General features: G+C 37.8%; 22 protein-coding genes and 3 riboswitches. Of the genes, 8 read left to right on the top strand and 14 right to left on the bottom strand.

Translation table 11 applies throughout. The features are described from left to right. Positions 1-39 precede the first annotated feature (39 nt). Positions 40-1,866, bottom strand: a complete 1,827-nt coding sequence (locus tag ACFS5O_RS13505) for an APC family permease (protein WP_205726409.1) — start codon at positions 1,864-1,866, stop codon at positions 40-42. 132 nt (positions 1,867-1,998) lie between these two features. Then, positions 1,999-2,142: riboswitch (cyclic di-AMP (ydaO/yuaA leader) on the bottom strand. 149 nt (positions 2,143-2,291) lie between these two features. On the opposite strand from ACFS5O_RS13505, the gene ACFS5O_RS13500 reads away from it, so the two are divergent. Further along, complete coding sequence (locus tag ACFS5O_RS13500; RefSeq protein ID WP_205726410.1) at positions 2,292-2,432, top strand: hypothetical protein; 141 nt, start codon at positions 2,292-2,294, stop codon at positions 2,430-2,432. Positions 2,433-2,463: 31 nt separating this feature from the next. Here the strand turns inward: ACFS5O_RS13500 and modB are convergent, their stop codons facing one another. The 3 genes from modB to ACFS5O_RS13485 form a co-directional block, all read right to left on the bottom strand. Further along, on the bottom strand, positions 2,464-3,120 hold the full coding sequence (gene modB, locus ACFS5O_RS13495; RefSeq protein WP_205726411.1) for a molybdate ABC transporter permease subunit: 657 nt from the start codon (positions 3,118-3,120) through the stop codon (positions 2,464-2,466). A gap of 313 nt (positions 3,121-3,433) precedes the next feature. Then, positions 3,434-4,255 (bottom strand): MetQ/NlpA family ABC transporter substrate-binding protein, encoded by an 822-nt coding sequence (locus ACFS5O_RS13490; protein WP_205726412.1) that lies wholly within the window; start codon positions 4,253-4,255, stop codon positions 3,434-3,436. Between the two features lie 128 nt (positions 4,256-4,383). After that, a riboswitch (SAM riboswitch) is annotated at positions 4,384-4,500 on the bottom strand. Positions 4,501-4,547: 47 nt separating this feature from the next. Beyond that, positions 4,548-5,354 carry an alpha/beta hydrolase gene (locus ACFS5O_RS13485; protein ID WP_205726413.1) on the bottom strand — a complete coding sequence of 269 codons (807 nt, stop codon included), beginning with the start codon at positions 5,352-5,354 and terminating at the stop codon, positions 4,548-4,550. Positions 5,355-5,474: 120 nt separating this feature from the next. Continuing rightward, positions 5,475-5,596: riboswitch (SAM riboswitch) on the bottom strand. A 160-nt stretch (positions 5,597-5,756) separates the two neighbouring features. Between ACFS5O_RS13485 and ACFS5O_RS13480 the strand changes: the two genes are divergently transcribed. From ACFS5O_RS13480 to ACFS5O_RS13470, 3 genes are read left to right on the top strand one after another with little or no spacing between them, the layout of a single operon-like run. Further along, positions 5,757-7,271, top strand: coding sequence for a spore germination protein (locus ACFS5O_RS13480; protein WP_205726414.1), 1,515 nt, complete (start codon positions 5,757-5,759; stop codon positions 7,269-7,271). Between the two features lie 16 nt (positions 7,272-7,287). Beyond that, positions 7,288-8,400: a GerAB/ArcD/ProY family transporter gene (locus ACFS5O_RS13475; RefSeq protein WP_205726415.1), complete on the top strand. Its 1,113-nt coding sequence runs from the start codon at positions 7,288-7,290 to the stop codon at positions 8,398-8,400. Then, positions 8,393-9,472, top strand: coding sequence for a Ger(x)C family spore germination protein (locus ACFS5O_RS13470; protein WP_205726416.1), 1,080 nt, complete (start codon positions 8,393-8,395; stop codon positions 9,470-9,472). Before ACFS5O_RS13475 ends, ACFS5O_RS13470 begins: the two co-directional genes overlap by 8 nt. Positions 9,473-9,770: 298 nt before the next feature. On the opposite strand, the gene ACFS5O_RS13465 is transcribed toward ACFS5O_RS13470, so the two are convergent. Further along, complete coding sequence (locus ACFS5O_RS13465) at positions 9,771-10,289, bottom strand: LURP-one-related family protein (protein WP_205726417.1); 519 nt, start codon at positions 10,287-10,289, stop codon at positions 9,771-9,773. Between the two features lie 153 nt (positions 10,290-10,442). Next, a complete protein-coding gene (locus tag ACFS5O_RS13460) occupies positions 10,443-11,831 on the bottom strand; it encodes a bifunctional metallophosphatase/5'-nucleotidase (RefSeq protein WP_205726418.1) in 1,389 nt (462 codons plus the stop codon). 87 nt (positions 11,832-11,918) lie between these two features. On the opposite strand from ACFS5O_RS13460, the gene ACFS5O_RS13455 reads away from it, so the two are divergent. Beyond that, positions 11,919-12,467: a GNAT family N-acetyltransferase gene (locus tag ACFS5O_RS13455; protein WP_205726419.1), complete on the top strand. Its 549-nt coding sequence runs from the start codon at positions 11,919-11,921 to the stop codon at positions 12,465-12,467. A 60-nt stretch (positions 12,468-12,527) separates the two neighbouring features. Here ACFS5O_RS13455 and ACFS5O_RS13450 read toward each other — a convergent pair whose 3' ends face one another. The 4 genes from ACFS5O_RS13450 to ACFS5O_RS13435 all read right to left on the bottom strand — a co-directional run bounded on the left by ACFS5O_RS13450 (position 12,528) and on the right by ACFS5O_RS13435 (position 18,482). Next, a complete protein-coding gene (locus tag ACFS5O_RS13450) occupies positions 12,528-13,310 on the bottom strand; it encodes a class I SAM-dependent methyltransferase (protein ID WP_205726420.1) in 783 nt (260 codons plus the stop codon). A 121-nt stretch (positions 13,311-13,431) separates the two neighbouring features. After that, a complete protein-coding gene (locus tag ACFS5O_RS13445; protein WP_205726421.1) occupies positions 13,432-14,976 on the bottom strand; it encodes a malate:quinone oxidoreductase in 1,545 nt (514 codons plus the stop codon). A gap of 346 nt (positions 14,977-15,322) precedes the next feature. After that, the gene (locus tag ACFS5O_RS13440; protein ID WP_205726422.1) at positions 15,323-15,865 is read right to left on the bottom strand and encodes a competence protein ComK; all 543 of its coding nucleotides are present in this window, start codon (positions 15,863-15,865) and stop codon (positions 15,323-15,325) included. Between the two features lie 202 nt (positions 15,866-16,067). Then, positions 16,068-18,482, bottom strand: coding sequence for an efflux RND transporter permease subunit (locus tag ACFS5O_RS13435; RefSeq protein ID WP_205726423.1), 2,415 nt, complete (start codon positions 18,480-18,482; stop codon positions 16,068-16,070). A gap of 249 nt (positions 18,483-18,731) precedes the next feature. Here ACFS5O_RS13435 and ACFS5O_RS13430 point away from each other — a divergent pair, with 249 nt between their 5' ends. Then, the gene (locus ACFS5O_RS13430) at positions 18,732-19,337 is read left to right on the top strand and encodes a TetR/AcrR family transcriptional regulator (RefSeq protein WP_205726424.1); all 606 of its coding nucleotides are present in this window, start codon (positions 18,732-18,734) and stop codon (positions 19,335-19,337) included. Between the two features lie 281 nt (positions 19,338-19,618). On the opposite strand, the gene ACFS5O_RS13425 is transcribed toward ACFS5O_RS13430, so the two are convergent. Together ACFS5O_RS13425 and ACFS5O_RS13420 are read right to left on the bottom strand one after the other, a co-directional pair. Next, positions 19,619-19,990, bottom strand: coding sequence for a YunG family protein (locus ACFS5O_RS13425; protein WP_205726425.1), 372 nt, complete (start codon positions 19,988-19,990; stop codon positions 19,619-19,621). 99 nt (positions 19,991-20,089) lie between these two features. Then, positions 20,090-20,371 (bottom strand): hypothetical protein, encoded by a 282-nt coding sequence (locus tag ACFS5O_RS13420; RefSeq protein ID WP_205726426.1) that lies wholly within the window; start codon positions 20,369-20,371, stop codon positions 20,090-20,092. Positions 20,372-20,648: 277 nt separating this feature from the next. Between ACFS5O_RS13420 and ACFS5O_RS13415 the strand changes: the two genes are divergently transcribed. Further along, positions 20,649-20,846 (top strand): hypothetical protein, encoded by a 198-nt coding sequence (locus ACFS5O_RS13415; RefSeq protein WP_205726427.1) that lies wholly within the window; start codon positions 20,649-20,651, stop codon positions 20,844-20,846. 92 nt (positions 20,847-20,938) lie between these two features. Continuing rightward, entirely contained in the window at positions 20,939-21,508 is a 570-nt protein-coding gene (locus ACFS5O_RS13410; protein ID WP_318300221.1) for a TVP38/TMEM64 family protein, read from the top strand. Between the two features lie 216 nt (positions 21,509-21,724). Here ACFS5O_RS13410 and ACFS5O_RS13405 read toward each other — a convergent pair whose 3' ends face one another. Both ACFS5O_RS13405 and ACFS5O_RS13400 read right to left on the bottom strand, forming a co-directional pair. Then, positions 21,725-22,255 (bottom strand): GNAT family N-acetyltransferase, encoded by a 531-nt coding sequence (locus tag ACFS5O_RS13405; RefSeq protein ID WP_205726429.1) that lies wholly within the window; start codon positions 22,253-22,255, stop codon positions 21,725-21,727. Positions 22,256-22,280: 25 nt separating this feature from the next. Continuing rightward, a complete protein-coding gene (locus tag ACFS5O_RS13400; protein WP_205726430.1) occupies positions 22,281-23,105 on the bottom strand; it encodes an MBL fold metallo-hydrolase in 825 nt (274 codons plus the stop codon). Positions 23,106-23,345: the final 240 nt, after the last annotated feature.

The raw sequence follows: 23,345 nt of genomic DNA, 5'->3' as shown, positions 1-23,345 counted from the left end.
CCGTTTTAGCCAGTTCGGCTAAAACGGTTTTTTGAAATTTTATTTCTTTAAGTGGTAGGGAACAGTCGATATTACAATATCTCTTTTATACAATAAATAAGCACGAATAAGTAGACTTGATTGGTTATGAAGGATATTATGCCAACCTTTTTTCGGGATGAATTGCGGAATAACCACTGTTACTTGATAATCGCCTTCCTTCGCTTTGTGAGCAATCGTATCTACAAATTTAGTCAAAGGTCCAAGGATACTTCTGTAATGAGAATGAAGCGTTACGAGCCGAACATCCGGCTGCCATTCTTTCCACTTCTCTTCAAATTTTCTTTCATCTTCCCTCTCAAATGCAACATAAACAGCAATGATCTGATCAGGGTTCAGTGATTTAGCATACTTTAGCGAGTTCTCCACTACATGGGTGATTCCAGCCACTGGCAAGATGATAACATTCCCTTTTATATCTGGAGATGCTTCACAAGTTGTTAACCTCAACTGATCACCGACTGCTTCATAATGCTTCTTGATTCGGTGAAATATCCAGACGATAATAGGTAGAAAAACAAGAATGGACCAAACTTGTGAGAACTTTGTTAAGAAAAACATGATTGTGACGGTAAAGCTGATCAATGCTCCTGTCGTATTAATGATAAATTTAGGAATCCAACCAGCTGGTTTTTCTTTTAGCCATTTTACCATCATTCCTGTCTGTGATAGTGTAAATGGAACAAACACTCCTACTGCATATAAAGGAATTAGGTGTTCCGTTTCTGCATGAAAAGCCATAATAAGCAAGATTGAGGCCAGACCCAAAATGATAATGCCATTTGAATAACCTAAGCGATCACCCCGGACTAAGAACATCCTTGGAATAAACTTATCTTTTGCCAAGTTTACAGCTAACAAAGGAAACGCAGAGTATCCTGTGTTAGCAGCAAGGATCAGTATTAACGCTGTTGTTCCTTGTATAAAGAAGTACATAAAGTTTCGCCCGAACGTTTCTTCTGCAATCTGCGAAACAACAGTAACCTCAGTTTTAGGTACAATACCATAGAAATAAGCTAACGTAACAATACCTGAGAAAAGGATGGCTAGAAGACCGCCCATCATCATTAATGTACGAGCAGCGTTAACAGGTGCTGGTTCTTTAAAATTGGGTATCGCGTTGGAGATGGCTTCTACTCCTGTTAAAGCAGAACTTCCTGATGCAAATGCTCTGAGCAGAATAAACAAAGAGATACCTGCAACCGGTGTACCGATCGGGGTATGCAAGCTCTGAGATACATCTCCAGTCAAAATCTTATAAAGCCCTACTGCGATCAAAATAAACAAAGCCAATACAAAGAGATAAACAGGATATGCCAAAATAGATGCAGATTCAGTTACTCCTCTTAAGTTCAATAATGTAAGAAAGATAACAAACACGATTGCAATCTCCACGTTAAAACCATGTAACGAAGGAAACGCTGATGTTATCGCATCTGTACCTGCTGATACACTTACTGCTACTGTAAGTATGTAGTCTACAAGCAACGATCCCCCTGCGATCAACCCAGAATTTACGCCTAAGTTTGTCTTCGATACAACATACGCTCCACCTCCATGAGGGTAAGCATAGATAATTTGTCTATAAGATAAAATAAGAGCAGTTAATAAAAACAGAACCCCTACTGCAATCGGAATCGAGTACCACAAAGCAGCTGCACCTACGGTAATAAGTACGATTAAGATTTGCTCGGGTCCGTATGCAACAGAAGATAATGCATCAGATGAAAGAATAGCCAATGCTTTCGTTTTGTTTATTTTTTGTTCGCCTAATGCAGTCGATTTTAAAGGGCGACCAATCAAGAAGCGTTTGATCGATGTGAACATCATTTTTCTCTCCGTCCATAATAAGATGTTACTTTTAATGTTAACTAAAACACATTTTTCAACACAAAAAGGCCGCAAGCCATCACGAATCTGACCTGCAGGCCTTTATAATTTAGGCTCTACAAGCTCCACCTTCCTTCTCATAAACGCTTACGGAGTTAGCTGTCGGATTCGGGCCTTTGAGTAGCCCTACCTTAAACAAGGATTCACCCCAGGACTCTATTCTTCCAGTCCGTTTGGTTCCCCCGCACCATTTGGTTTAAGCGATTTAGAAATTTGAAACTTTACTAATAATACTCCCGCCATTTAAAAAAGTAAATAACAATTTTTGTTGAATAGGCTTATGAAATGTTGTACATATTGTTTTACGTATAAACAGTTAATCACATAAACTTATTATTTCATGATCTATAGGAGTTTTACACATGTCTAAACAAAAAAAACCTTTATTTTCTGATGAATATTTAACAAGTCTTGCACAAGAAATTAATGAACAATTCGGTGATTATGGAGAGGTAGGAGAACGTGATGAGGAATATGAAAACATGAAGAAAGCTGGTGAATAATTAAAAGAACCCAATTCGGGTTCTTCAATGGTTATGTCCTTATGCGATTAACAGCTATTAACATTAACAAAGATATTCCAATAACACTCGCGACCCACATCCAAGCGAGCTCCATATGTCCTGATTCAATCGCAATATAGATGGCCGTTGATATCGTCTGTGTTTTACCCGGAATATTTCCAGCAAACATGAGCGTTGCGCCAAACTCTCCTAATGCACGTGCAAAACTCAGAATTGCACCAGATAAGAGTGCACGAACAGATAGAGGAATTGAGATTTTTCTTAATATGGCCCATTCATTCGCGCCATCAACCCTTGCAGCATTCTCAATATCTGCGTCAATCGATTCAAATCCTGCTTTTGCCGATTGATACATGAGTGGAAACGCAACGACTGCAGACGCAATAACTGCCGCCCACCATGTAAACATAATTGGTTGTCTAAAGAGCAAATCTATCAACTGTCCCCCTGGACCATTTCGACCGAATAGAACAATCAATAAGAATCCAACTACCGTAGGAGGTAACACGAGCGGAAGTAGGAAAAGTGTTTCGATCAACGTTTTCCCTTTAAACCTCTGATGAGCCATGATTCTGCCAAAAAATAGACCTGCAAGAATCACGATCAATGAAGCAGTCAACGCTATGCCGATTGATAATTTGACAGGTGACCAAAATTCTATTGCCATTTCCTTTTTCACCCGCTTACCACAATGATTAATAACTGAATTTATACGTCTTCATCATATCATACCGTACTTTGTATAGTGTGAAAGGTGTCGAAATTGTCGAACGGCCTTTATTTTTGAATGTAGACTTAATTGATCTCTAGAACGACTTAATCGAAGCTCATTACGACTTAATTTTTCTTTTCTAAACTTAATTTTTCTTCTTTAGACTTAATTCCTTTAAAAGAGACTTCCAGGCTCCCTACTAAACACTTTAATTCATTATAAAAGCTGCCTAGACGAGTACCTTTCCCCATCTAGACAGCTCATTTAATTACTCTTTTACAGCTAGCACAGAACCTTTGTACTCTTTATCGATAAAATCGGTAATCTCTTTTGAATGAAGTACTTCTAATAAGGTTTTTATTGATTTCTTATCTTTATCGCCTTCACGAACTGTAATGATATTCGCAAATGGTGACTCAGATCCTTCCAATGCGATAGAATCCTTCTTCGGATTCAAATCTGCATCGATCGCATAGTTTGTGTTGATGACAATCGCATCGCCCTCATCGTTTTCATACGCTTTTGTTAAAAGACCAGGATCAATGTCTGCTACAAATTCAAGGTTTTTCGGATTTTCTACAATATCGCTTATTTGCGCTTCATAACCTTTACCTTCTTTTAGCTTGATTAGTCCTTCTGCTTCAAAGATTGAAAGGATACGGCCGTGCTCAGCGATAGAGTTGCTCAAGATTACTTTCCCACCATTAGGAATGTCTTTTAATGATTTATGTCTTTTTGAGTAAACCCCCATCGGCTCTAAGTGAACAGCACCTGCGTTTTCGAATTTATACTTCGGATTATCTTTCACCTGTTGAGTCAAATATGGAATATGCTGAAAATAGTTTGCATCTATTTCTTTTTCATAAAGTGATTTATTCGGTAAGATATAGTCTTGGAATTTTACAATTTCTAATTCAATACCCTTTTCCTTTAAAAGCGGCTTCGCTTCTTCTAATATTTCAGCGTGTGGTACATTTGATGCCCCAACTACCAACTTTTCTGTTTTTTCTCCACCACTTGTGGATGAGCCACAAGCTGCTAATGCGAATACCACCAAACTTGCGAGTAATACTTGAATGATTCTTTTCATGATCTGATCCCCTATCCATTATTTTCTATATAACCTTTGATAAAAGCTCTCTTAAGAGGTGGTACAAAAAAAGCCTCCTGATCTCATAAAAGAGACAGAAGGCTTCTCGAAAAACATTTCCGATTATCCTCTCATCTCTCAGTGTGACCACTGTTAGATTTAGCACCGTTTTCATATTGGCTGTTCAACATGAATGGTTGCCGGGCTTCATAGGGCTAATTCCCTCCACCTGCTCTCAATAAGAGTATTCCTATCAAATTACTTAGTATTATTACAGGTATTCAACAAGTTGTCAAACACTTTTTTTCAAATTATTCTGAACAGGTACTGTTACGTTCGTTAACAACCATTCTGAAGTGGCAGTTATAAGCTTGTCAAAATGCTTAATAGAAGAATACGTATGATTTGCACCTTCTATTAGAAACATGGAAGTTGTACCTCTCATTGCTCTAATAGAGTGTTCATAATAATCCAAACAATAATTACAAGAAATAACTGGGTCACTCGTTCCATGGATAAACAGTGCGTTTCCACTAAATTGCTGGATAGCCTCTAGTGGCGAATAAGACTCAAGTGAAAACAAAAATTCTTCTGTTATGGCATACCCTAAGTGATCAACAACAGCGTGCTCTCCGTTGTAACCAACGATTTCTTTAATATCGGCAAATGGATTTCCTACAGCCGACCACGTGATAACATTATGAACTCGATCATCATCCGCTGCCGTGCAAGCCGCAACAGCTCCACCTAAACTATGACCAATTAAAGTTATAGAACGTTCCTCAACACTAGGGAGTTTGCTTCCAAAAGAAATTACTTCCTTTGTCTGATCAATAAAACAGGCAAATTCATTTTCTCCATACTCCCCTTCACTCTCACCGCAGCCTGCATAATCGAAACGCAATACAGCATATCCAAGTTTAACAAGAGCTTGAGCCGTTTTTACAAATAAACGATCAACGCCAATTCGTGTACTTGTAAAACCGTGGCAGATAATAATTAACGGAGTCTTCTTTTCACCTACCCCATTTGCCTGAGGTAAATGAAGGGTGTGAGCCAGTTTTCTTCCCTTCCACCATATACAATCCGATGCCACCATATCACCCACTCCTTTTCTTATAAAATACCTTTAATCGCAATCGTCTTATCTTGCCTTATAAAAAACAAAAAACCATGTTCCCTTTGAGAACACGGTTTCATACTAAAATATCCGTTCGTTCTCTCATCTCTCAGCAAAGAATGCTGTTAGATTTAGCACCGTTTCGGTCAAAACCTTTCATGTTTCGCCGATGGTTGCCGGGCTTCATAGGGCTAAATCCCTCCGCCTGCTCTTAATAAGAGTTTGGTTATTCATTTAATGATAATCATAGGCTACTCGCTCATGGTTGTCAATGTTATATATCATAACGGTACATTCCACCTTAGAGAATATTTTTATGTGCCAAGGAAATGCTAATGGAATGTAGTAGGTTCACGACGTATTAACGAACGGGTGATATCAATGATATTTTTTAAGAAAAAAAAGAAAAATCAACAACAAGAAGCTAAATCAAATTCTACAAAAGGTACATTGACATTTCCAGAACTCATGAAAAAGCTGACCGCTTCAGCCGACTTTTCTACTGTGAAGCAAACATCTCTTAGCACCTTCTATATCTCTTATTATAAAACACTTGTAAATCCCGAATTTCTTCATCGTGATTTATTACCGTATATAACAGAAATGCCTCTAAAAAATTTAGACGATATCCAGAAGCATCTACCTTTAGATGGAATGGTCAAATCGAATGATGTTCATGACATCGCGAACAAAGTAACAGAAGGCTTTATTCTCATTCAAATGAATAAAGGCGACCCAGAAGGTTTGCTCGTTCCCAGTCTGTCGACTGAAAACAGGCAGATTTCGATTCCTGAAACCGAATTTAGTGTTGTTGGTCCAAAGGAAGCATTCGTAGAATCTTTGGATACCAATTTAAACTTGATTCGTAAAAGACTTCCTATTCCTGAATTTACAGTAAAAGAAGTGCGTGTTGGAAAACTTTCTAAAACGAGAGTTGCCATTATCTATATTGACGGAATCGCTGATGCAGAGAATGTGAACACTGCGATTCAACGTGTTAATGACATCGAATACGATCATGTCGTAGACAGTTCCTATATCAATCAAATGATCTCAGACAACGAGAACTCTCCCTTTCCACAGCTCATTGATACAGAAAGACCTGATCGAGTAGCCAGTGTTTTGTCTGAAGGGAAAGTGGCGATTATGGCTGATGGATCTCCTCATGCACTGACCGGCCCGACAACTATTGTAGAATTCTTTTCAGCTTTTGAAGACTATTTTTTAAATTGGACGCTCGCTTCTGTCTTTCGGTTGATCCGATTGATGGCGGTTATGTTTTCAGTGTTATCAACGCCGCTTTATGTTGCTGTACTAACGTTTCATTATGAGATGATTCCAGAAAATCTTTTAGCTACACTTGTGGCTTCACGTAACGATATTCCATTTCCACCTATATTAGAAGCTATCGTACTAGAACTTTCGATTGAGTTACTTCGTGAAGCTGGTGCGAGGCTACCATCTAAAGTCGGTCAAACGATCGGTATCGTTGGAGGTATCGTTATTGGAACGGCAGCGGTTCAAGCTGGTTTAACGAGTAACGTTCTTCTAATCATCGTAGCTCTAGCCGCACTCGCTTCTTTTACAACACCTGTCTATCAGATGAGTAACACGATTCGTTTGCTTCGTTTTCCCTTTTTAATATTTGCACAGTTCTTAGGTGTACTTGGTGTTGCGATCTGCTTTGCATTTATTGTTTCACATCTATTAAAACTTACTTCTCTCGGAAGACCTTACATCGCACCCCTATACCCGCTTCGTGTAAATGATTTAAAAGATGCACTCATCCGTATGCCTTTTAGTGTGCAGAACAGCCGTCCATCATCTGTTCGACCGCAAGATAAGGCGAAAATGAATAAAAAGCGCGCAAAAGAAAAACATGACATAGAAGACTAAAAAGCGAGGGGTATGTATGTCTCAGATCAGTGAAAACAAGCAGATATCACCTTATATGGCTTTTTATATGGTTACAACGATGCAGATTGGTGTAGGAATTCTTGGGTTCGAGCGATATATCGCAAAGACAGCTGGACATGATGCATGGATTTCTGTAATCATCGGGGGGCTTTTGTTCAACGTGTTGATCTGGATGATCTATCGAATCCTTTCTAGAGAAAACGCTGATATCATCGGTGTACATAGAAATTTATTTGGCAGATGGATCGGTGGTACACTAAGCTTTTTACTTTTAATTTATTTTAGTTCAACCATTCTAACTGTACTTAGAACGTATATTGAAGTGATTCAGATTTGGATCTTTCCTGAACTCGGAACACCGATCATCACCTTTATCCTATTAGGACTAGCTTATTCCTATGTTATAGGAGGAATCCGGGTTGTAGCAGGGCTCTCCGTATTAGGATTTTTTATGTCACTGCCTTTGTTCTTATTAAAATACTACGCACTTAAAAATGCACATTATACGAATTTTTTACCTATTCTTGACCATTCTTTTAGTGATTTGATGGCTGCAACAAAAGGGGTTACTCTTGATTATTTAGGTTTTGAGCTCATTTTGTTATACCTGCCTTTCTTAAAACATCCTGAAAAGTCTCAAAAATGGGCACATTTGGGTAACCTGTTTACGATGTTTACTTACCTGATCACTGTGTTTGTATCTTTTGTCTATTTTAATCAAGAGCAGCTTCAACATACGATTTGGGCGACTTTAACGCTTTGGAAAATCGTTGACCTTCCTTTTGCACAACGTTTTGAATATGCTGGAATCGCTCTTTGGCTCTTCGTAATTCTTCCTAACATCTGTATTGGTTTTTGGTCGGTTAGTCGCGGAATTCACCGGTTATATAAAATCAAGCAAAAAAGCGCACTTCGAACGATGATGTTCATAATCTTCATATGCAGTATCTTAGTCGTTGACAGGCAGCAAGTAGACATACTGAACACGAAAGTTTCTCAGATTGGTTTTTATATTCTATATGCTTACATTCCCTTTCTATTTGTGATCCAACTTATTTTAGGAAAAGGAAACGGAAAAGGAAAAGGAAGGAAAACAAGTAATGGTTAGAAAAAATATGATTATCGTTTTCACTTTATTCCTGCTAACAGGCTGTTTTCCAAGCAAGAAGATTCTTGAAGATGTTCAGCTCGTTTCCGCCGTAGGTTATGATTATAAGTCAAACAGCCAAGTGGAGTTAAACGGAATGGTAGCGATTCCACAAAGAGGTGAAGATGTCCCTCCCATTTCGGAAGTTTTCACAGCAACTACGAATACGAGCAAGATGGCAAGAGCATTGGAACAAGCTGAATCACCTAAACCATTCGAAATCGGACGCTTAGATATCGCTCTTTATAATCATCGTTTAGCTGAAAATGGTATCTATGATCTAGTAGACACACTTCAGCGTGATCCATCTTTAGGGCGCGATCTTTATATGGCAATCGTTAAAGGAAGTACGAAAACCTTACTAAAGCAACAATACCCACTCAGCGAAACACCTTCTAAGTATCTGCTTCAACTGCTTGATCAAAATATGAACGCAAACATACCAAAGTCAAACATACATGATTTTTTGTATAGATATTACGGAAAAGGAATGGATCCAAACTTGCCACTCATAGAGAAGCAAGGTGATCGAATAAGAGTAATAGGAACAGCTCTCTTAAAAGACGATAAAATGGTTGGACAATTGAAACTTGAAGATTCTTTCCTTTTAAAGCTTCTCATGGAACCCTTTGAAAAAGGCATCTATGAAGTAAAATTTAAAAATAATCAATTTTTTACGATTCAAAACCTGTCATCTAAAGTAGAGTATCAATTTAAAAACGTGAAACGCTCTCCATCAGTAGACATTTCGGTAAAAGTGAAAGGACGAGTAAGTGAAGCGCCTAAAATTCCGGTAAGTAATCCAGCTCTTATCGAGCAGCTTGAAAGTGCTACAGAAAAAGCGATGAATAAACGAACAAATAAAATCGTGAAGAAATTACAAAAAGCAAAGGTTGATACGATTGGATTAGGAGATCTTGCTAGAAGTAGAACTCGAGGATTTGATTTTAAACGTTGGGACGAACAATATCCTGACATCCCAATCAACGTTAAAGTGAAGGTGGAAATTACGCAGGCAGGGATTACGGAGTAGCCTCTAGTTTTGTGGGAATTCCAGCTTTGGATTAGTTTTGACGAGAAGTAATCTTGTGTCGAATATCGGATAAAAAATTTTATCCGTGAAATAATTAAGCTTATACGTGAATATATTGCAATTTAGCGTGATATTATTTTGAATTACCGTGGATATATGGCTAATATATCCCCTCTTGTATGTGTCGTGCGCACATTCAATTACAATGCCCACCTCAAATGGACATCACTCAAATAAAAAAGAAGCTTTTACTCAATGTTTTCAAAACGTTAAGTAAAAGCTTCTTTTATTAGTAAGTTCAGCCGCCAGAGCCTCCTGCACCAGCTCCAGCGGAAGATCGGTTTCGTTTTTCGATCGCATTTACTCCCATTACAACAGCAATTAGCTCTTCTGTTAATAAGCAATCTGAAGTGTGTTTTAACTCATAAGCAGAAGCTTGAAAAAATCCATTCACTTTTTTAAACGTCGCTACTTCCTCCTTGTTCTCATCAAAAACGGTATACTCTTTTGAAAAAGCAGGAGCTTCAATTTCATAATTTTGCACATTCGTTATGTAATGATATTTTTTAGAAAAGAACGCAAACGATGATTTTACAACACCGAGTTCCCTGCCGTCTGATTGCTTAACCACCCATTTTCCCGATAAGAAAGGAAAATTCCCTTCAATGATTACTCTTCCAGATTCATCTTCAATACTCACACCTGAAGAAAATGCGCTTCTTAGATCAAGGACACCTTGTTTCTGATGCTCTGCATTATAAATATCAGTTTTACCTGACGAGAAAAAGGTATCTTCAAAATACACACATCTTTCCATGACAACAATCCCCCTAAGTCACTTTGGCATTTATTTTTGCTGATCTTCTAACTGTTGAAGTCGCTTTTCAAGTTTCTTTCGCTTTTCTGTTCTTGAAACACAATAATGAAGGCTGTCGCAGCCATACAAAATGTAACCCATTCCATGTTATGGTCACCCCTTAATCTTCTGTAGTTCAGTAAATCTGGTATTAAAAGCGCTACTTACAAACTCTTTTTTCTCAGCATAAATTTCAATTACTTCTTTAATCTCTTCTGGCCGGTAAAACTCGTTCCGATTGTGGGCAAGCGATGGATAACCTGAACCTCGTTGGAGATAATCTGAAGAAGCAACCGAATACCATCTTTCTTCATCTAACGGTTCATCGCCTATTCTCATTTCAACGACTCTCGTTCCATCATGAACAACTTCTGCGCCTGATAAATGCAGACCACCTATATACTTCCCTCTGAAGCCTGGTCCTCTTCCATCTTGTAAGCAATGTTGAACATTAAGTGATTGTTGAACAGCTTCAAATATGTACTTCCCTTGAATCTCAAAAGATGTTGGGTTGAGGGGTGATGGGCAAATTTCGATACATTTTTTATGAGAAACGTAAGAAAAGATTCCAGCGTTAACAATCCCACTGTTGATCAAGCCTATATCGGTACTCAGCATATCCTTTAACCCATCTGCGATAAGATTTGTGAGAGGATTTTCATTGATCACATCGTGCCATAACGGTTCATCCATTCTATATAACGGTTTTCCTAAGATCTCAATTGCCGTTTCTTTGCTTCGTTTAAGAATAGAAAGAATCTCTTCATCTGATTTCGAATCTAATGTGTTATAAACAGCGGATTGTAAAAGCGTTTTGTGCGTACTGTTGATTTCAAGTTCTAGTACACCAATATGTTCACCAAAGTTCCCGGCACTTACGATGAACGTATCATTGACTACCTGAGCTTCTTTATATAAAACGTGATCATGTGCAGAAACGATCACATCTATGCAGGAGATCTCTTTTGCTAAATCTATATCCGCTAGCGTTCCAACATGGTTCAGTAGGATGCACAGATCGTATTTACCGCGGTTTCGCTCCAGTTCTTCGGCAATAGCGATAATGTAATTTTCTCCATAAAATCCTAGCCCCTCATTAAAAGCGCCTAAGTCTGGGGATGCGCCAGTTACGAAAATACGCAGTCCATTCTTGTTCAGGATTACACTTGATTGAACACCAGGAATCGTCGTTTTATCTTTCTTTAAAAGATTGTTGCTGATAAACGGAACTTTACTTTTTGTAGCCATATGTTCCAACGTGTCTGCCCCATTAAACATCTCGTTGTTGCCGATCGTTATTAAATCATAACCAGCAGCATCGAGGAGCTCCACCGCTGCGATTCCTTTCGTTCCTTGAAGTTCGATACTCTTGAAATCTGCAAAATCACCTGCATCCACCAATAAAGTGTTTTCGTCTTTATGTTGATGAATGAGTGTTACAGCTTTTGCAAAGTTATCAAAATGACTGTGAAGATCGTTCGTGTGTATGATTTTAAGTTTCATAAATCCCCCAAATTAATAATAAATTCCCTTTACAAATAATGGTATCATAAAATAAAAAGTAAATGTTCAAAAAAACGGAGGAATGTCATGTCACATCACGATAACGAGTTATGCATTAGACCGATTATAGAACCAGATCTCCCCAAGCTTTGGGAACTCATCTATAAAGAGAAGGAACCAGAATGGAAACTATGGGATGCTCCATATTTTGAGCACAAACAAATTCCTATTGAAGAATTTATGTGGAACAAAGATCACTATGTTGATCATGATCAACGGTGGGCGATAGAAGTGGCTGGTGAGTTAATTGGAACCGTGAGTTATTATTGGGAGCACGAGCCATCCCATTGGTTAGAGATGGGAATCGGCATCTACAATCCTAATTATTGGAGCGGAGGATATGGCACAAGGGCCTCTATCTTATGGATCAACCACTTGTTTAACACCCTTCCACTTGTTCGGGTTGGTTACACAACATGGTCAGGGAATGAGCGGATGATTAAGGTTGGTGAAAAACTCGGCATGAAAATGGAAGGGAGAATGAGAAAGTGTCGTTATTACAATGGAGTATATTATGACTCGATCAGGATGGGCATTCTTCGAGAAGAGTGGGATTCATCCACATTAGGAGGATAGGAGTATGGAATGAAAAAAACTAGCTTAGTTGAATATACTTCTAAGCTAGCTCTCACCTCTTTAATCTAGTTTCATTTTAACCGCACGTGTGGCTACAAAACTTTTAATAAAGGAATCGATCGGTCTTCTTCCACCAAAGTCATCTTCATATAATCCAGTAATCACAAAACCCGCATCAATCTGCCCTTGTATTTGGTTCTCTAATGTGTGGCCGAATTCTATCGTCTCATCAGCTTTAAGATAGTCAGACTTCTCTTTTTGTGTCATAGAATCAAGAGTTGAATAAGGAATGCTGTTACTTACCACTAGATTTCCCTTTTGGTCTTCTTCATCATCAAATATAAATAATAATGGATTTGTAAAACCTGATATAAGTACACCTCGGTCTTTTAATACACGTGACGCTTCTCTCCAAACAGGAGAAATGTCTTCAACAAATACATTTGAAACAGGATGAACAATTAAGTCGAACTCCCCTTCATCAAACATAGAAAGATCACACATATCTCCTTGTATGACTCTTAGACTTAAATGATTTGTTTCTGCCACCATCTGATCATTTTCTAACTGTTTTTGGGATATATCTACAACTGTAACGTCTGCACCAGTCGCGGCTAGAACTGGACCTTGTTGACCGCCTCCTGAAGCAAGGCAAAGAACCTTAACGCCATGTAATGACTTCGGAAACCAACTTCTAGGAACGGGCTTTTCAGTTGTAACGGTAATACGCCAATCACCTAATTTACTTTTTTCAATAATTTCTTTTGATACTGGCCTTGTATAGCTCACACCATCTTCTACTTTCTTATCCCAAGCCTTGCTATTATGTTTAACCGTATTCATCTTTAAAACTCCTAGTCTATATGTAGTCATATTAAACTTTTCTGATAAAGGTCAAAAACTCCTTCATAAAAAACAAAAAAAGCAAAAAGAGCCTTTAATTAAGGCTCTTTTAATAGCAAATCTAAATCTTTTCATGTAAAACTGTAGGTTCTATTTCCGAAAAATCCGCTAACGTAGGTTCTTTTGCATCAAGTTTTAAAGTACGGGCTGTTAAATCATGTATCTTCTTCAACAGTTCAGGATTGTTCATCAATCGCTGGCCATAAGAAGGGATCATCTCTTTGATCTTTGGCTCCCATTTTCTGATTTCTTGCGGGAAGCATTTGTTCAACACTTCAAGCATAACGTGAACAGCAGTTGACGCTCCAGGAGATGCACCAAGTAGGGCCGCAATCGAACCATCAGCGGAAGTAATTACTTCTGTACCGAACTGAAGGGTTCCTTTTCCACCCGTTTCGGTATCTTTGATAACCTGAACACGTTGCCCAGCTACGACAAGATCCCAATCTTCAATCTTGGCAGTTGGAATAAACTCTCTTAGTTCTTCCATTCGTTGTTCTTTTGACAACAATACTTGCTGAATCAAGTATTTCGTTAGTGACATTTCTTTAGCACCCGCAGCTAGCATCGTTAATACGTTGTTAGGTTTTACAGAAGTAACTAAGTCAAGCATAGATCCTGTTTTTAAGAATTTTGGTGAGAATCCCGCAAACGGTCCAAACAACAACGATTTCTTGTTGTCGATATAGCGTGTATCCAAGTGTGGAACAGACATTGGTGGTGCACCGACTTTAGCTTTTCCATATACTTTTGCGTGCTGCTGCTCAATCACTTCTGGATTCTTACAGACCATGAATATACCACTCACTGGAAATCCGCCGATATGTTTTCCTTCAGGGATACCAGATTTTTGGAGAAGATGAAGACTTCCCCCTCCACCACCTATAAAAACAAACTTAGCTGTGTGTCTTTCAACAGATCCTGAATTTAGATTTTTGACTTTCAGTTCCCAAGAGCCATCACTCATACGCTTTAAGTTTTCCACGCTGTGTTTGTATTTAACATCTACATTCTTGTTCTGCAGATGACTAAATAACATACGAGTGAGTGAACCAAAATTAACATCTGTTCCTGAATCAATCTTGGTAGCAGCGATGCTCTCATCTAAAGAACGGCCTTCCATAATTAACGGAATCCATTCCATCAATTTCTCTGGAGAATCTGAGAATTCCATCCCTTTAAAAAGAGGATTCTCTGTTAGCGCTTCCATACGTTTCTTTAAAAACTGAACATTGCTTTCTCCTTGAACCATACTCATATGTGGCAATGGCATGATGAAATCTTCTGGATTACGAATCAACTTTTGTTCAACAAGGTAAGACCAGAACTGCATCGATACTTGAAACTGTTCATTGATTTCTATGGCTTTCGAGATATCGATCGATCCATCTGGTTTTTCCGATGTGTAATTTAGTTCACAAAGTGCAGCATGCCCAGTTCCCGCATTGTTCCACTCATTAGAACTTTCCTCTCCTGCTTTATCAAGTTTTTCAAATACCTTAATTTTCATTTCTGGAGCTATTTCTTTTAAGATCGTTCCTAATGTAGCACTCATGATTCCAGCGCCAATTAAAAGGACGTCTGTGTTCGTTTCTCTGTTGCTCATCATTATCAACCTTTTCACCTAAAATTTACAGAAAAAAGCCATCGTCTCACATATAAGAAGAGACAATTGGTTACAGCTTTTCCTGTCCATGAAAACCATATCAACTAGTATTGCTAACATTTAAGTCTTTAATATCTTTATTATATGATAATTATAAATTATTTGAAAGCCGATAAATAGTGATAATTATATGAATTGTGTGCCGAAACTCTTTCGACATCAGTATTTATAAAGGTTTTCAGGAAGGTTTTTAACAGAAGACCACATACTAATATATGTAACTTTTACTTTTTCGCATATCAAAAACGCCTGAGATTCATCATCAGGCGCTCACGTTCACAATTATTTACGTTAAGATCAAATCACTGTTCTTCAAATCTTTTTCTCTATCCTTTTCTAGACTTCGATTTGTTCGATTAATTAGTACATTTCTATAATGAGCTGCTCGATGGAGTTTTGCTTTAAGGGCACGAGAGGTACTTTCAATAGGTAGATCCATTCCGTTTAAGAAAAGCACTCTAACTTTTTTACGGTCAATGGATTCAATATCATCGATGTGTGGCTGTGAGAGCCAGATACAGGAGTCTTTTCGTGGTGATTTCGTGGGAAAGAAGAATATATCAAGTTTCGTGTCAATCATGATAGGAGGAAAACACATCCTCCCTAATATAATCTGTGCTGCATCTTTCTTTCCATCATATGTACTTCCATAATAAGGACAAGAATCTTTGATAATTCGAAAAGGTTTCTTCTCAACAAGGAAGACGGCATCTTCTTCATAAATTTCTGCGCAAACCCTTCCCCATTGATTAATAAATGGATGAATAGCAATGGTCCTATTCGTAATTAAATACTTTTCCACTTTCTCGTGCACAATTCTTCGCTTCATTCATAACCTCCTAAAATAATTTTTAATTCCCCAATAACCTAAACCCTCCATAGTACAAATTTCCCCAAAATTCATACTATATAGTAATATTTTACCATTTAATAAATCACACATCTACATATTTCGCTAATAATTTTCAAAATATTTCGTTTATTAATAAGTTAAGCGGGTGAAGATTCGTTTCTTCACCCACACCCTTTACTTATTTTGTCATTTCAGACCCGCTCTTACGTTTATCAATCAAAATTATTATCGCAGGAAGAATGAACAATGAGCTGATTAGACATAAGAAAGTATCAAACACGGTCGTGATTCCGAAGGATCGCAGCATCACAAATTCAGAAAAGATAAGTGTACTAAACCCTGCCATAACCGTTAAGCCCGATGCCGTAATCGCCCTTCCTATTTTAGAAATCGATTTGATTAGCGCTTCGTCACGTGATAGACCGTTCTCAAGCTCTTCCTGATAGCGTTCCATGATAAGAATGGTAAATTCACTTCCAATTCCAAGGACAAGTGACCCAAGTACAGCTGTTAATGGATTAATTTCAATATCTAACAAGAACATCATAAGAGAAGACCAACCTACAACAAGCACAATCGGCAAAACCGGATACATCGCCATTTTCCATCTTCGGTAAGCCATTAAGAGTCCAGCGATAATTGCCATTACTCCAATACCTGCAGATAAGTGACGGTTTTCAGTCATCGATCCCACTGATTTGATGTTAATGACATTTGAGCCTGCTGGCTTCATTTCCACTCCAGATGGAGGATTGATCTCTTTCTCGATCTGATTCAGCAGATCCGCTTGCTCCTTCATGCCGATATTTCCAATCGTAAAAGAAACAGCTGCAGATTCTTTATCTTTTGATAAAATATTGCTTTTTAATTCATCTGGGACTTGTGCCAAAATGCTTTCAATCTTAGCTTTTGTTTCTGGGACTTCCCCCTTGTTTGCTTGTTTCATAATGGATGCGATACTTGTTGTTGTCTCAATTTCCGGATGAGTTTTCCGCTGTTGTTCCTCATAATCTGCGATCCATTTAACCACTCTTGGATCGGTTACATCATCGGATTTAAGAATAAAAGATATTTCGTTAGTCGAACCAATAATCTTACGTAGTTCATTCAACTCTTTTAACTCTGGGGCTTCTTGTGGCATCAATTTTTCAATATTCGTTTCAATCTTAAGTGAGTGGTCTATATAAAATCCACCAGCTGAGAGCAGCACACCCATTGCTAAAAGAAGTAGAGGTTTCTTCACTGTTAATGTAGCTATTCTTTCCATGAAACCTTCCATTTTACTTGGAGTTGAAACGGTTTGTTGTGTAACTACCCGATCACGCAACATGAATACGGCATACATCAACAACAAGCTAACGATGTAGGAAACGATAACACCTACAGAAAGCATAATTCCGAAATGCTGAATCATTGGGACTTTTGAAATGAGTAATGTTATGAATCCAAGCGTCATCGCAAACACAGCAATTCCGACAGCGGGACCCATTTTTTTAATGGATTGCAGAATAGATTCTTTTACAGGCTTACCAGCTTTTAATTCCTCGTCATAACGGTTGTGAAATTGGATGGCAAAATCCGTCCCAAGGCCAATCAAAATCGGCATAATCGCCATAGTTACCATACTCATCGGAACACCAATGTAGCCCATGATTCCAATCGTCCAGAATAAAGACAAAAGCACGACCGGAAGCGCTAATAGTCTCCATTTAACAGGAAAAACGATAAAGAGAATGGCTGCCATCAACACGAGTGAAAGGCCAAGCATGATTGACATATCTTTCATCATGCTATTGTAGATTGCTCCATAAATCTTTGGTGTTCCGGATATCTTCGTATCGAGATTCGAGAATCCTGCTTCTTTCGTCATGTTACTTACTTCTTCTGTTAAATCAGAGAGTTCGTTATAAGGAATTCCCCCTTTTACTTTCATGACAATTAAGGCGTGCTTTCCGTTTTGGGGCATAAACGTTTTGAACATTTCGTTTACATTTCCGTCTTTGTCTAATACAAGCCCTTTTACAAACTTCTCATTTTGAAGAGATGGTGCTCCTGCTGCTTGTAAGGAGGTGAGATCTGCTCCTGACTGTTCGGTTACCTTCTTCATAAATGCAATTTGCGCTTTCTGAGCTGCATCTTGTAGCTGTGCAGGAGTTGCACCACTTGCTGCAGCTTCCTGAACGGCTTTTTCAACCGCCTCTTGCAGCTGATTTTTCATGTTCATCTGTATTTTTGTTGCTTGATCTGTCCCGTTTTCAATTAAGTTGTAATAGCTGAATGCAGATTGAATTTCCTTCTTCTTCACTAATTCATTCTGAAGCTTGTTAATGGCTGAGAGATTATCTGGTGATAACAAATCACCTTGCTTACCTGAAAGCAGGATGAACAGGGTATCGCTACCAAATTCATCATGATATTCTTCTGTAGCTTTATAGATGGGATCCTTATGAGAAATCATCGTCCCCTGTCCAAGATCAACTTGAACTTTCGTCACACCAAACCCAATTACCAATGTGAAAAGTAATAAAAGGACAATAATCTTTTTGGGGCTTTGCGTAATTTTTTTCGCTAAAAAGCTGAATCCTTTACTCATCTTTTATTCCTCCATTTATTAAAACTGAACAAACTGTCCATTATCAAACAGTTTGTTTAAGGAAATAATAGGAGATAATATAGTTTTACTCAATGTTCAATTAATGTTGGAGTGTATGATACAGTACAAATGAAGTTCATTTGTAACACTTTTATATAATTTTGGACAATATGAAGCTATTTGTTCATTGGATTTTATTAAACATTCTGTCTAACAATGTGATACATTTTAGATGAGGAGGGATCGAGCATGTCCGAAAAACATGATCTTCGTGTTATAAGAACAAAGAAGTTAATTAAGGATGCTTTCCTAGAACTAATCAGTCAAAAGGGATTTACTTCGATAACGGTTCAAGATATCGCAGGTACAGCAACGATTGGCAGAGGTACCTTTTATCTTCATTACAAAGATAAATACGATTTACTCGATCAATTGACAGATCAAGCTCTTGCTAAGCTCTCAGAACTTATCCAGCCATCTTTTCATCTTCGTGATAACAAACTGAATCTTGAAGAACTGAAACAGATGCTTATTCATGTGTTTGATGCGATACGTTCAGAAAAAACATTTTTTAAAACCATGCTTTCGAGTCATGACACACCGAACTTCACTCAACAATTGACGCAATTTTTCTTTAACAAATTTACAGCAGAGTATGAAAATCTGAACCTTTCTCAAAAAAAGGAAGTACCTAAAGGAATTCTTATCAGTTACTTATCTTCAGCTATACTTGGTGTAATCATTTGGTGGCTGCAAAACGATATGATGTATGCTTCAGAGTACATGGCAGAGCAAATTACAAATCTTCTAATTAACGGTCCAGCCTCCATATTTGATGTTGAATACGAAATTTAAAAAAGCCAGTGATTGATTTTCATTCACTGACTTCCAACATTTCTGCATTACGATCTGAATAATAAGGTTCATCGATCTTGATAAGTTGATGCGCAAAGCATAAACCAATTGCAATAAATGCAACATAACAATTAGAGTGGTTATGCCCGGATCCTCATTAACCGTTTGCCATAAAGTGCATGTTTCCAGTTCGTTATAGAATCAAGTTCACGTCTTTCTTTTCATCCCTACACTTACAATACTTTCCTTTAATATAAAATCTTTCCATAAAAAAAGAGGCACTACCCTTGAGTTGGGCTGCCATCCTTTTTTATCAAAGCACTGAGACTTTGTTTTAAATGATTGTATTGTAAGGTATTCGTATCACTGAAGGCTTCTTCCCTGGTGGATGGGAGATTTTCATAGTGAATGGGCGATTCAAACTGTGAATCTGTAAAATCATATCTACTTCCCTCAATAACATTGTAGAAATGCCACCCTTCTGTTAGTGGTGTTTTTACAATATCTCCATTTAGCAGATCTTGAACCACAAGCGCTGTTACCCCGCATTGTCCTCTAGCTGGATTCTCTTTCGTCCATTTGGAGCTTGTCTTGATGGACCATGCTTTATGCATTTGATCTTTTAACGTTTGAATCCTTTCGTCTAGCAACATTTATTCCTCCAAACGAAATACACTTTTTTGACATTATCAAAAGACTCTTCTACCACTTCCAAGAGCACCTAAGGTTACAGAAAAAGCCTATTTTTATTATTAAACCGCCAAAATCACTTTCTCTTCAGCATGTACGATGTATATGCTATAAATTTTATGTTTCAACTTTTGTCTCAGTTCCAAAGGAATCGTTAATGCACCTCTTTTACTGATTTTCTGAGTAAATTCCCTCGTCATATTTTTATCTATGATAATGACATCATCTTCACAATCAATGCCTACGATTGATCCATTGCTAATCGCAAACTCTTCTCTCCAGCGAATTGGTATGTAAATATAACCTCTATCGTTGTCATAATACTTATCTTCCAGCTTATACATAATTCACCTGCTCTTCAAGAATCGGGAAACTTTATTTTACTATAATGTGATGAAGTGGTGAAGTCTCAACAATAAACGATATGTAAAATTTACAATCCTTTTCATTCTTTGCCAAAAGAAAAAGCCAATGAATGACGCTCTTTCACTCGCTTTCATAATGCTGTTTTACACTTTAATACATCTCAAGTCTTATTCAAATTACAACTGGAGAAACTGTCTGCGTCTTCATTTTATGTCTAAACTAATACTATAAAGACATTACGAACGGAGATAAGTTATGACAGACACTTTTACCAGAAAACAACTTACACTTGAACTTTTGCTGCATATCACACTAACGTTATTAATCCTTGTAACCCTGATCATGCTGCTACCGACCATTCAGCCAATCTTTAAGTTGATCGGCATCGGGCTTGCGATCGGTATCGTAACTTTTGACTTACTCTTTTTATGTAAAGTAATCTGCAATCCTTAAAAATCACTCGCCTGATCGCGCTCTATTTCTTTGCCGTCAGCATGTTCGTGTTTGCTATCTTTTACGTGACAAAACTGTTAGTGCTAACAGACATGTACGGATTTGAAAACTTATTAAAGTTACATGAGTCCGCTGCCAAATTCATCTACTTAGCCATTTGTTTCGCACAGCCAATCATCTTGCCTCTGCCTGAAGTCGTAACGGTTGCTGCGGCTAGTGCTGTATTTGGACCGTTCACAGCGATTTCCGTAGGATTTCTCGGAACACTAGCTGGAATCATCGTGATGTATTTCATCGCAAGATTTGGTGGACAGCGCATTGTTTCAAGGTTTGTAAAAGAAGAACACCTCACAAAGTACCAAACATATGTACAGAGAAATGAAGTCCTCTTTTTAGCTATTATGTTTATCATTCCAATTTTACCGGACGAAATCATTTGTATTGGAGCAGGACTTGGCGGGGTTACGTTTCGACGGTTCTTTATTATTGCAGCACTATCGAAGCTGTTCACCTCTACAATCTTTGCTTACTCCGTGGAACTAGCGAAAATCTTCTCTTTAACAACGACTGAATTGATGGTGTATGCTTCAATCATTGCGGGAGTTGCATTTATCGTGACAACGTTGATTAAGAAGAATGTGAGGCAGAAGGAAAAGACTTAATACGAAAAGCTGCTCCCAAAGAACATATCGTTCTAAAGGAAGCAGCATTTTTATTCAAATTCGTTAAGAGTTAATGCGTACCAAGTTAATATCGGTTGGATCGAAGGTGGTGAATCTTCTTATGGTTTCACCATGCTCTACTCCAGTCATGTTCAGCAAAACACCACAAGTAAAGTTTGCGAAAGCTGTTTTTGCGCTATTTCTTGGATCGTCCGATCACTTAACTAACTTATACATCAACACATCATCCACATATTCGCGGTTGCCAAACTTGAACTCTCTTACTTTTCGCCCTTCCTCTATGAATCCTAGTTTTTTATACAATTCAATTGCTCTAGTATTAGTTGAAAACGTTCCTAACGTAACCTTTTCAATGACCGGATGCTTTTCAGCCCAAGATAATAGTTCTTGAATCATTAACTTCCCGATTCCTCTATTTCTCCATTCTTTTTGTAACATAATAGCAAACGAACCGATATGGTGCATTCTCATTCTTTCTTGTGACAAAAAAACAATCCATCCCACTACATTGTTTTCGTATTCTGCTACAAGCATGGTCTCTCGTTCATTGTTCAGAATGTTTGATACCCATTCTTGATGATCTTCTATCGTCTTTTTAAATTCAGTGGGTAGTGCAATAAAATAATCGTGTTCAGAAATCACTTCACGATGAATATGAAGAACAGCTTCAGCATCCTCAACACGAACGGTACGAATCGTTATTTTTTTCTCTAGTTTCGTCGGCATTGCCTTACCTCTTTTTCTAAATGAATTATGTGTGTATACCATGATTTTCGTTTATGATTGAATGAACAATATGAATAGAATCCCATTCACCTCTTGAAAATTTGATAATCGGAAATTTTCTCGGAAAGAGCTTCTGACAAATGACTTCTGGTGGATCACCGTGGTTTTGTAAAGTTAATACTTCATGCTGAATTCCTAGAAGGTATTGAAGTTTTCGTTCAAGTGCCTTCCTTCCATCTCGAACAAACCCAGCATGATTGCAAAACACATCCTGAAAATCATACGTTAGAACCCGCTTTAATGATTGAATGATAGTAGGAATACTCTCTTCCTCGAGAACCACTTTCGTCCTTTCCATTACATACAGATCACCAGTGAACAACTGACCCGTTTCTCGATTTAGAAATGCATGGTGATCTAGTGCATGACCTGGTGTAGGTATAGCATCCCACATTGCGTTTCTAGATTGAAGTTCAGTTTTCATTTTTTCTGCATGAAATGGTTTTCTTCTTCCCCAGAAGAACTGTCTATACAATGGATAGCTGGCCCGTTTCCTGCAATAATCCATTGTTTTTTCATCTAAATAAATGGGAACTTTTTTTGTTTTTTCGATATAACTCGCACACCCTGTATGGTCTTCATGAAAATGAGTAATAAATACTTGATCAAAATCAGCTGAATCAATAAAGGGTTTGAAATGCTTATGTAAAGACTGCGCACCGGTATCAATCAATACACCATCTACGAGATAACTATAAACATTTAAGGAAACACCTTGAAAAGTGACTTTCCCATTCAAGTAACAAACATGATGTTTTTCTCCATATTGAGATGTTTTTTTAAAAAACACAGCTTTCTCACCCCTGCTATTCTATTTGTCCTTATAAACTTTAATTCAATAAAAGGTGTTATAGTCCTTCCACCCTCATAATCTCGTATTCAAGTATCGAAACAATAAGATATCCTCCACAGTGTCAGATTATTGGGAAAATTGATAAGAATCATGTCACATTATGCTACCCTCTAGCATTTAATTTTCCCAAGTTTTATTTTTCCATTTTATGTTAGATTTAAATTACAAGTCTTATAG

Origin of the sequence: Fictibacillus nanhaiensis, assembly GCF_042686385.1 — a bacterium.
Classification (GTDB): domain Bacteria; phylum Bacillota; class Bacilli; order Bacillales; family Fictibacillaceae; genus Fictibacillus; species Fictibacillus nanhaiensis.
The sequence above is the reverse complement of the archived record's forward strand: the minus strand, read 5'-3'. Positions and strand labels throughout refer to the sequence as shown.

Bases quoted from the DNA above. Each gene is read 5' to 3' on its own strand.
- ACFS5O_RS13505 (WP_205726409.1), bottom strand. From the start codon at position 1,866: ATGTTCACATCGATCAAACGCTTCTTGATTGGTCGCCCTTTAAAATCG.
- ACFS5O_RS13500 (WP_205726410.1), top strand. From the start codon at position 2,292: ATGTCTAAACAAAAAAAACCTTTATTTTCTGATGAATATTTAACAAGT.
- modB (WP_205726411.1), bottom strand. From the start codon at position 3,120: ATGGCAATAGAATTTTGGTCACCTGTCAAATTATCAATCGGCATAGCG.
- ACFS5O_RS13490 (WP_205726412.1), bottom strand. From the start codon at position 4,255: ATGAAAAGAATCATTCAAGTATTACTCGCAAGTTTGGTGGTATTCGCA.
- ACFS5O_RS13485 (WP_205726413.1), bottom strand. From the start codon at position 5,354: ATGGTGGCATCGGATTGTATATGGTGGAAGGGAAGAAAACTGGCTCAC.
- ACFS5O_RS13480 (WP_205726414.1), top strand. From the start codon at position 5,757: ATGATATTTTTTAAGAAAAAAAAGAAAAATCAACAACAAGAAGCTAAA.
- ACFS5O_RS13475 (WP_205726415.1), top strand. From the start codon at position 7,288: ATGTCTCAGATCAGTGAAAACAAGCAGATATCACCTTATATGGCTTTT.
- ACFS5O_RS13470 (WP_205726416.1), top strand. From the start codon at position 8,393: ATGGTTAGAAAAAATATGATTATCGTTTTCACTTTATTCCTGCTAACA.
- ACFS5O_RS13465 (WP_205726417.1), bottom strand. From the start codon at position 10,289: ATGGAAAGATGTGTGTATTTTGAAGATACCTTTTTCTCGTCAGGTAAA.
- ACFS5O_RS13460 (WP_205726418.1), bottom strand. From the start codon at position 11,831: ATGAAACTTAAAATCATACACACGAACGATCTTCACAGTCATTTTGAT.
- ACFS5O_RS13455 (WP_205726419.1), top strand. From the start codon at position 11,919: ATGTCACATCACGATAACGAGTTATGCATTAGACCGATTATAGAACCA.
- ACFS5O_RS13450 (WP_205726420.1), bottom strand. From the start codon at position 13,310: ATGAATACGGTTAAACATAATAGCAAGGCTTGGGATAAGAAAGTAGAA.
- ACFS5O_RS13445 (WP_205726421.1), bottom strand. From the start codon at position 14,976: ATGAGCAACAGAGAAACGAACACAGACGTCCTTTTAATTGGCGCTGGA.
- ACFS5O_RS13440 (WP_205726422.1), bottom strand. From the start codon at position 15,865: ATGAAGCGAAGAATTGTGCACGAGAAAGTGGAAAAGTATTTAATTACG.
- ACFS5O_RS13435 (WP_205726423.1), bottom strand. From the start codon at position 18,482: ATGAGTAAAGGATTCAGCTTTTTAGCGAAAAAAATTACGCAAAGCCCC.
- ACFS5O_RS13430 (WP_205726424.1), top strand. From the start codon at position 18,732: ATGTCCGAAAAACATGATCTTCGTGTTATAAGAACAAAGAAGTTAATT.
- ACFS5O_RS13425 (WP_205726425.1), bottom strand. From the start codon at position 19,990: ATGTTGCTAGACGAAAGGATTCAAACGTTAAAAGATCAAATGCATAAA.
- ACFS5O_RS13420 (WP_205726426.1), bottom strand. From the start codon at position 20,371: ATGTATAAGCTGGAAGATAAGTATTATGACAACGATAGAGGTTATATT.
- ACFS5O_RS13415 (WP_205726427.1), top strand. From the start codon at position 20,649: ATGACAGACACTTTTACCAGAAAACAACTTACACTTGAACTTTTGCTG.
- ACFS5O_RS13410 (WP_318300221.1), top strand. From the start codon at position 20,939: ATGTACGGATTTGAAAACTTATTAAAGTTACATGAGTCCGCTGCCAAA.
- ACFS5O_RS13405 (WP_205726429.1), bottom strand. From the start codon at position 22,255: ATGCCGACGAAACTAGAGAAAAAAATAACGATTCGTACCGTTCGTGTT.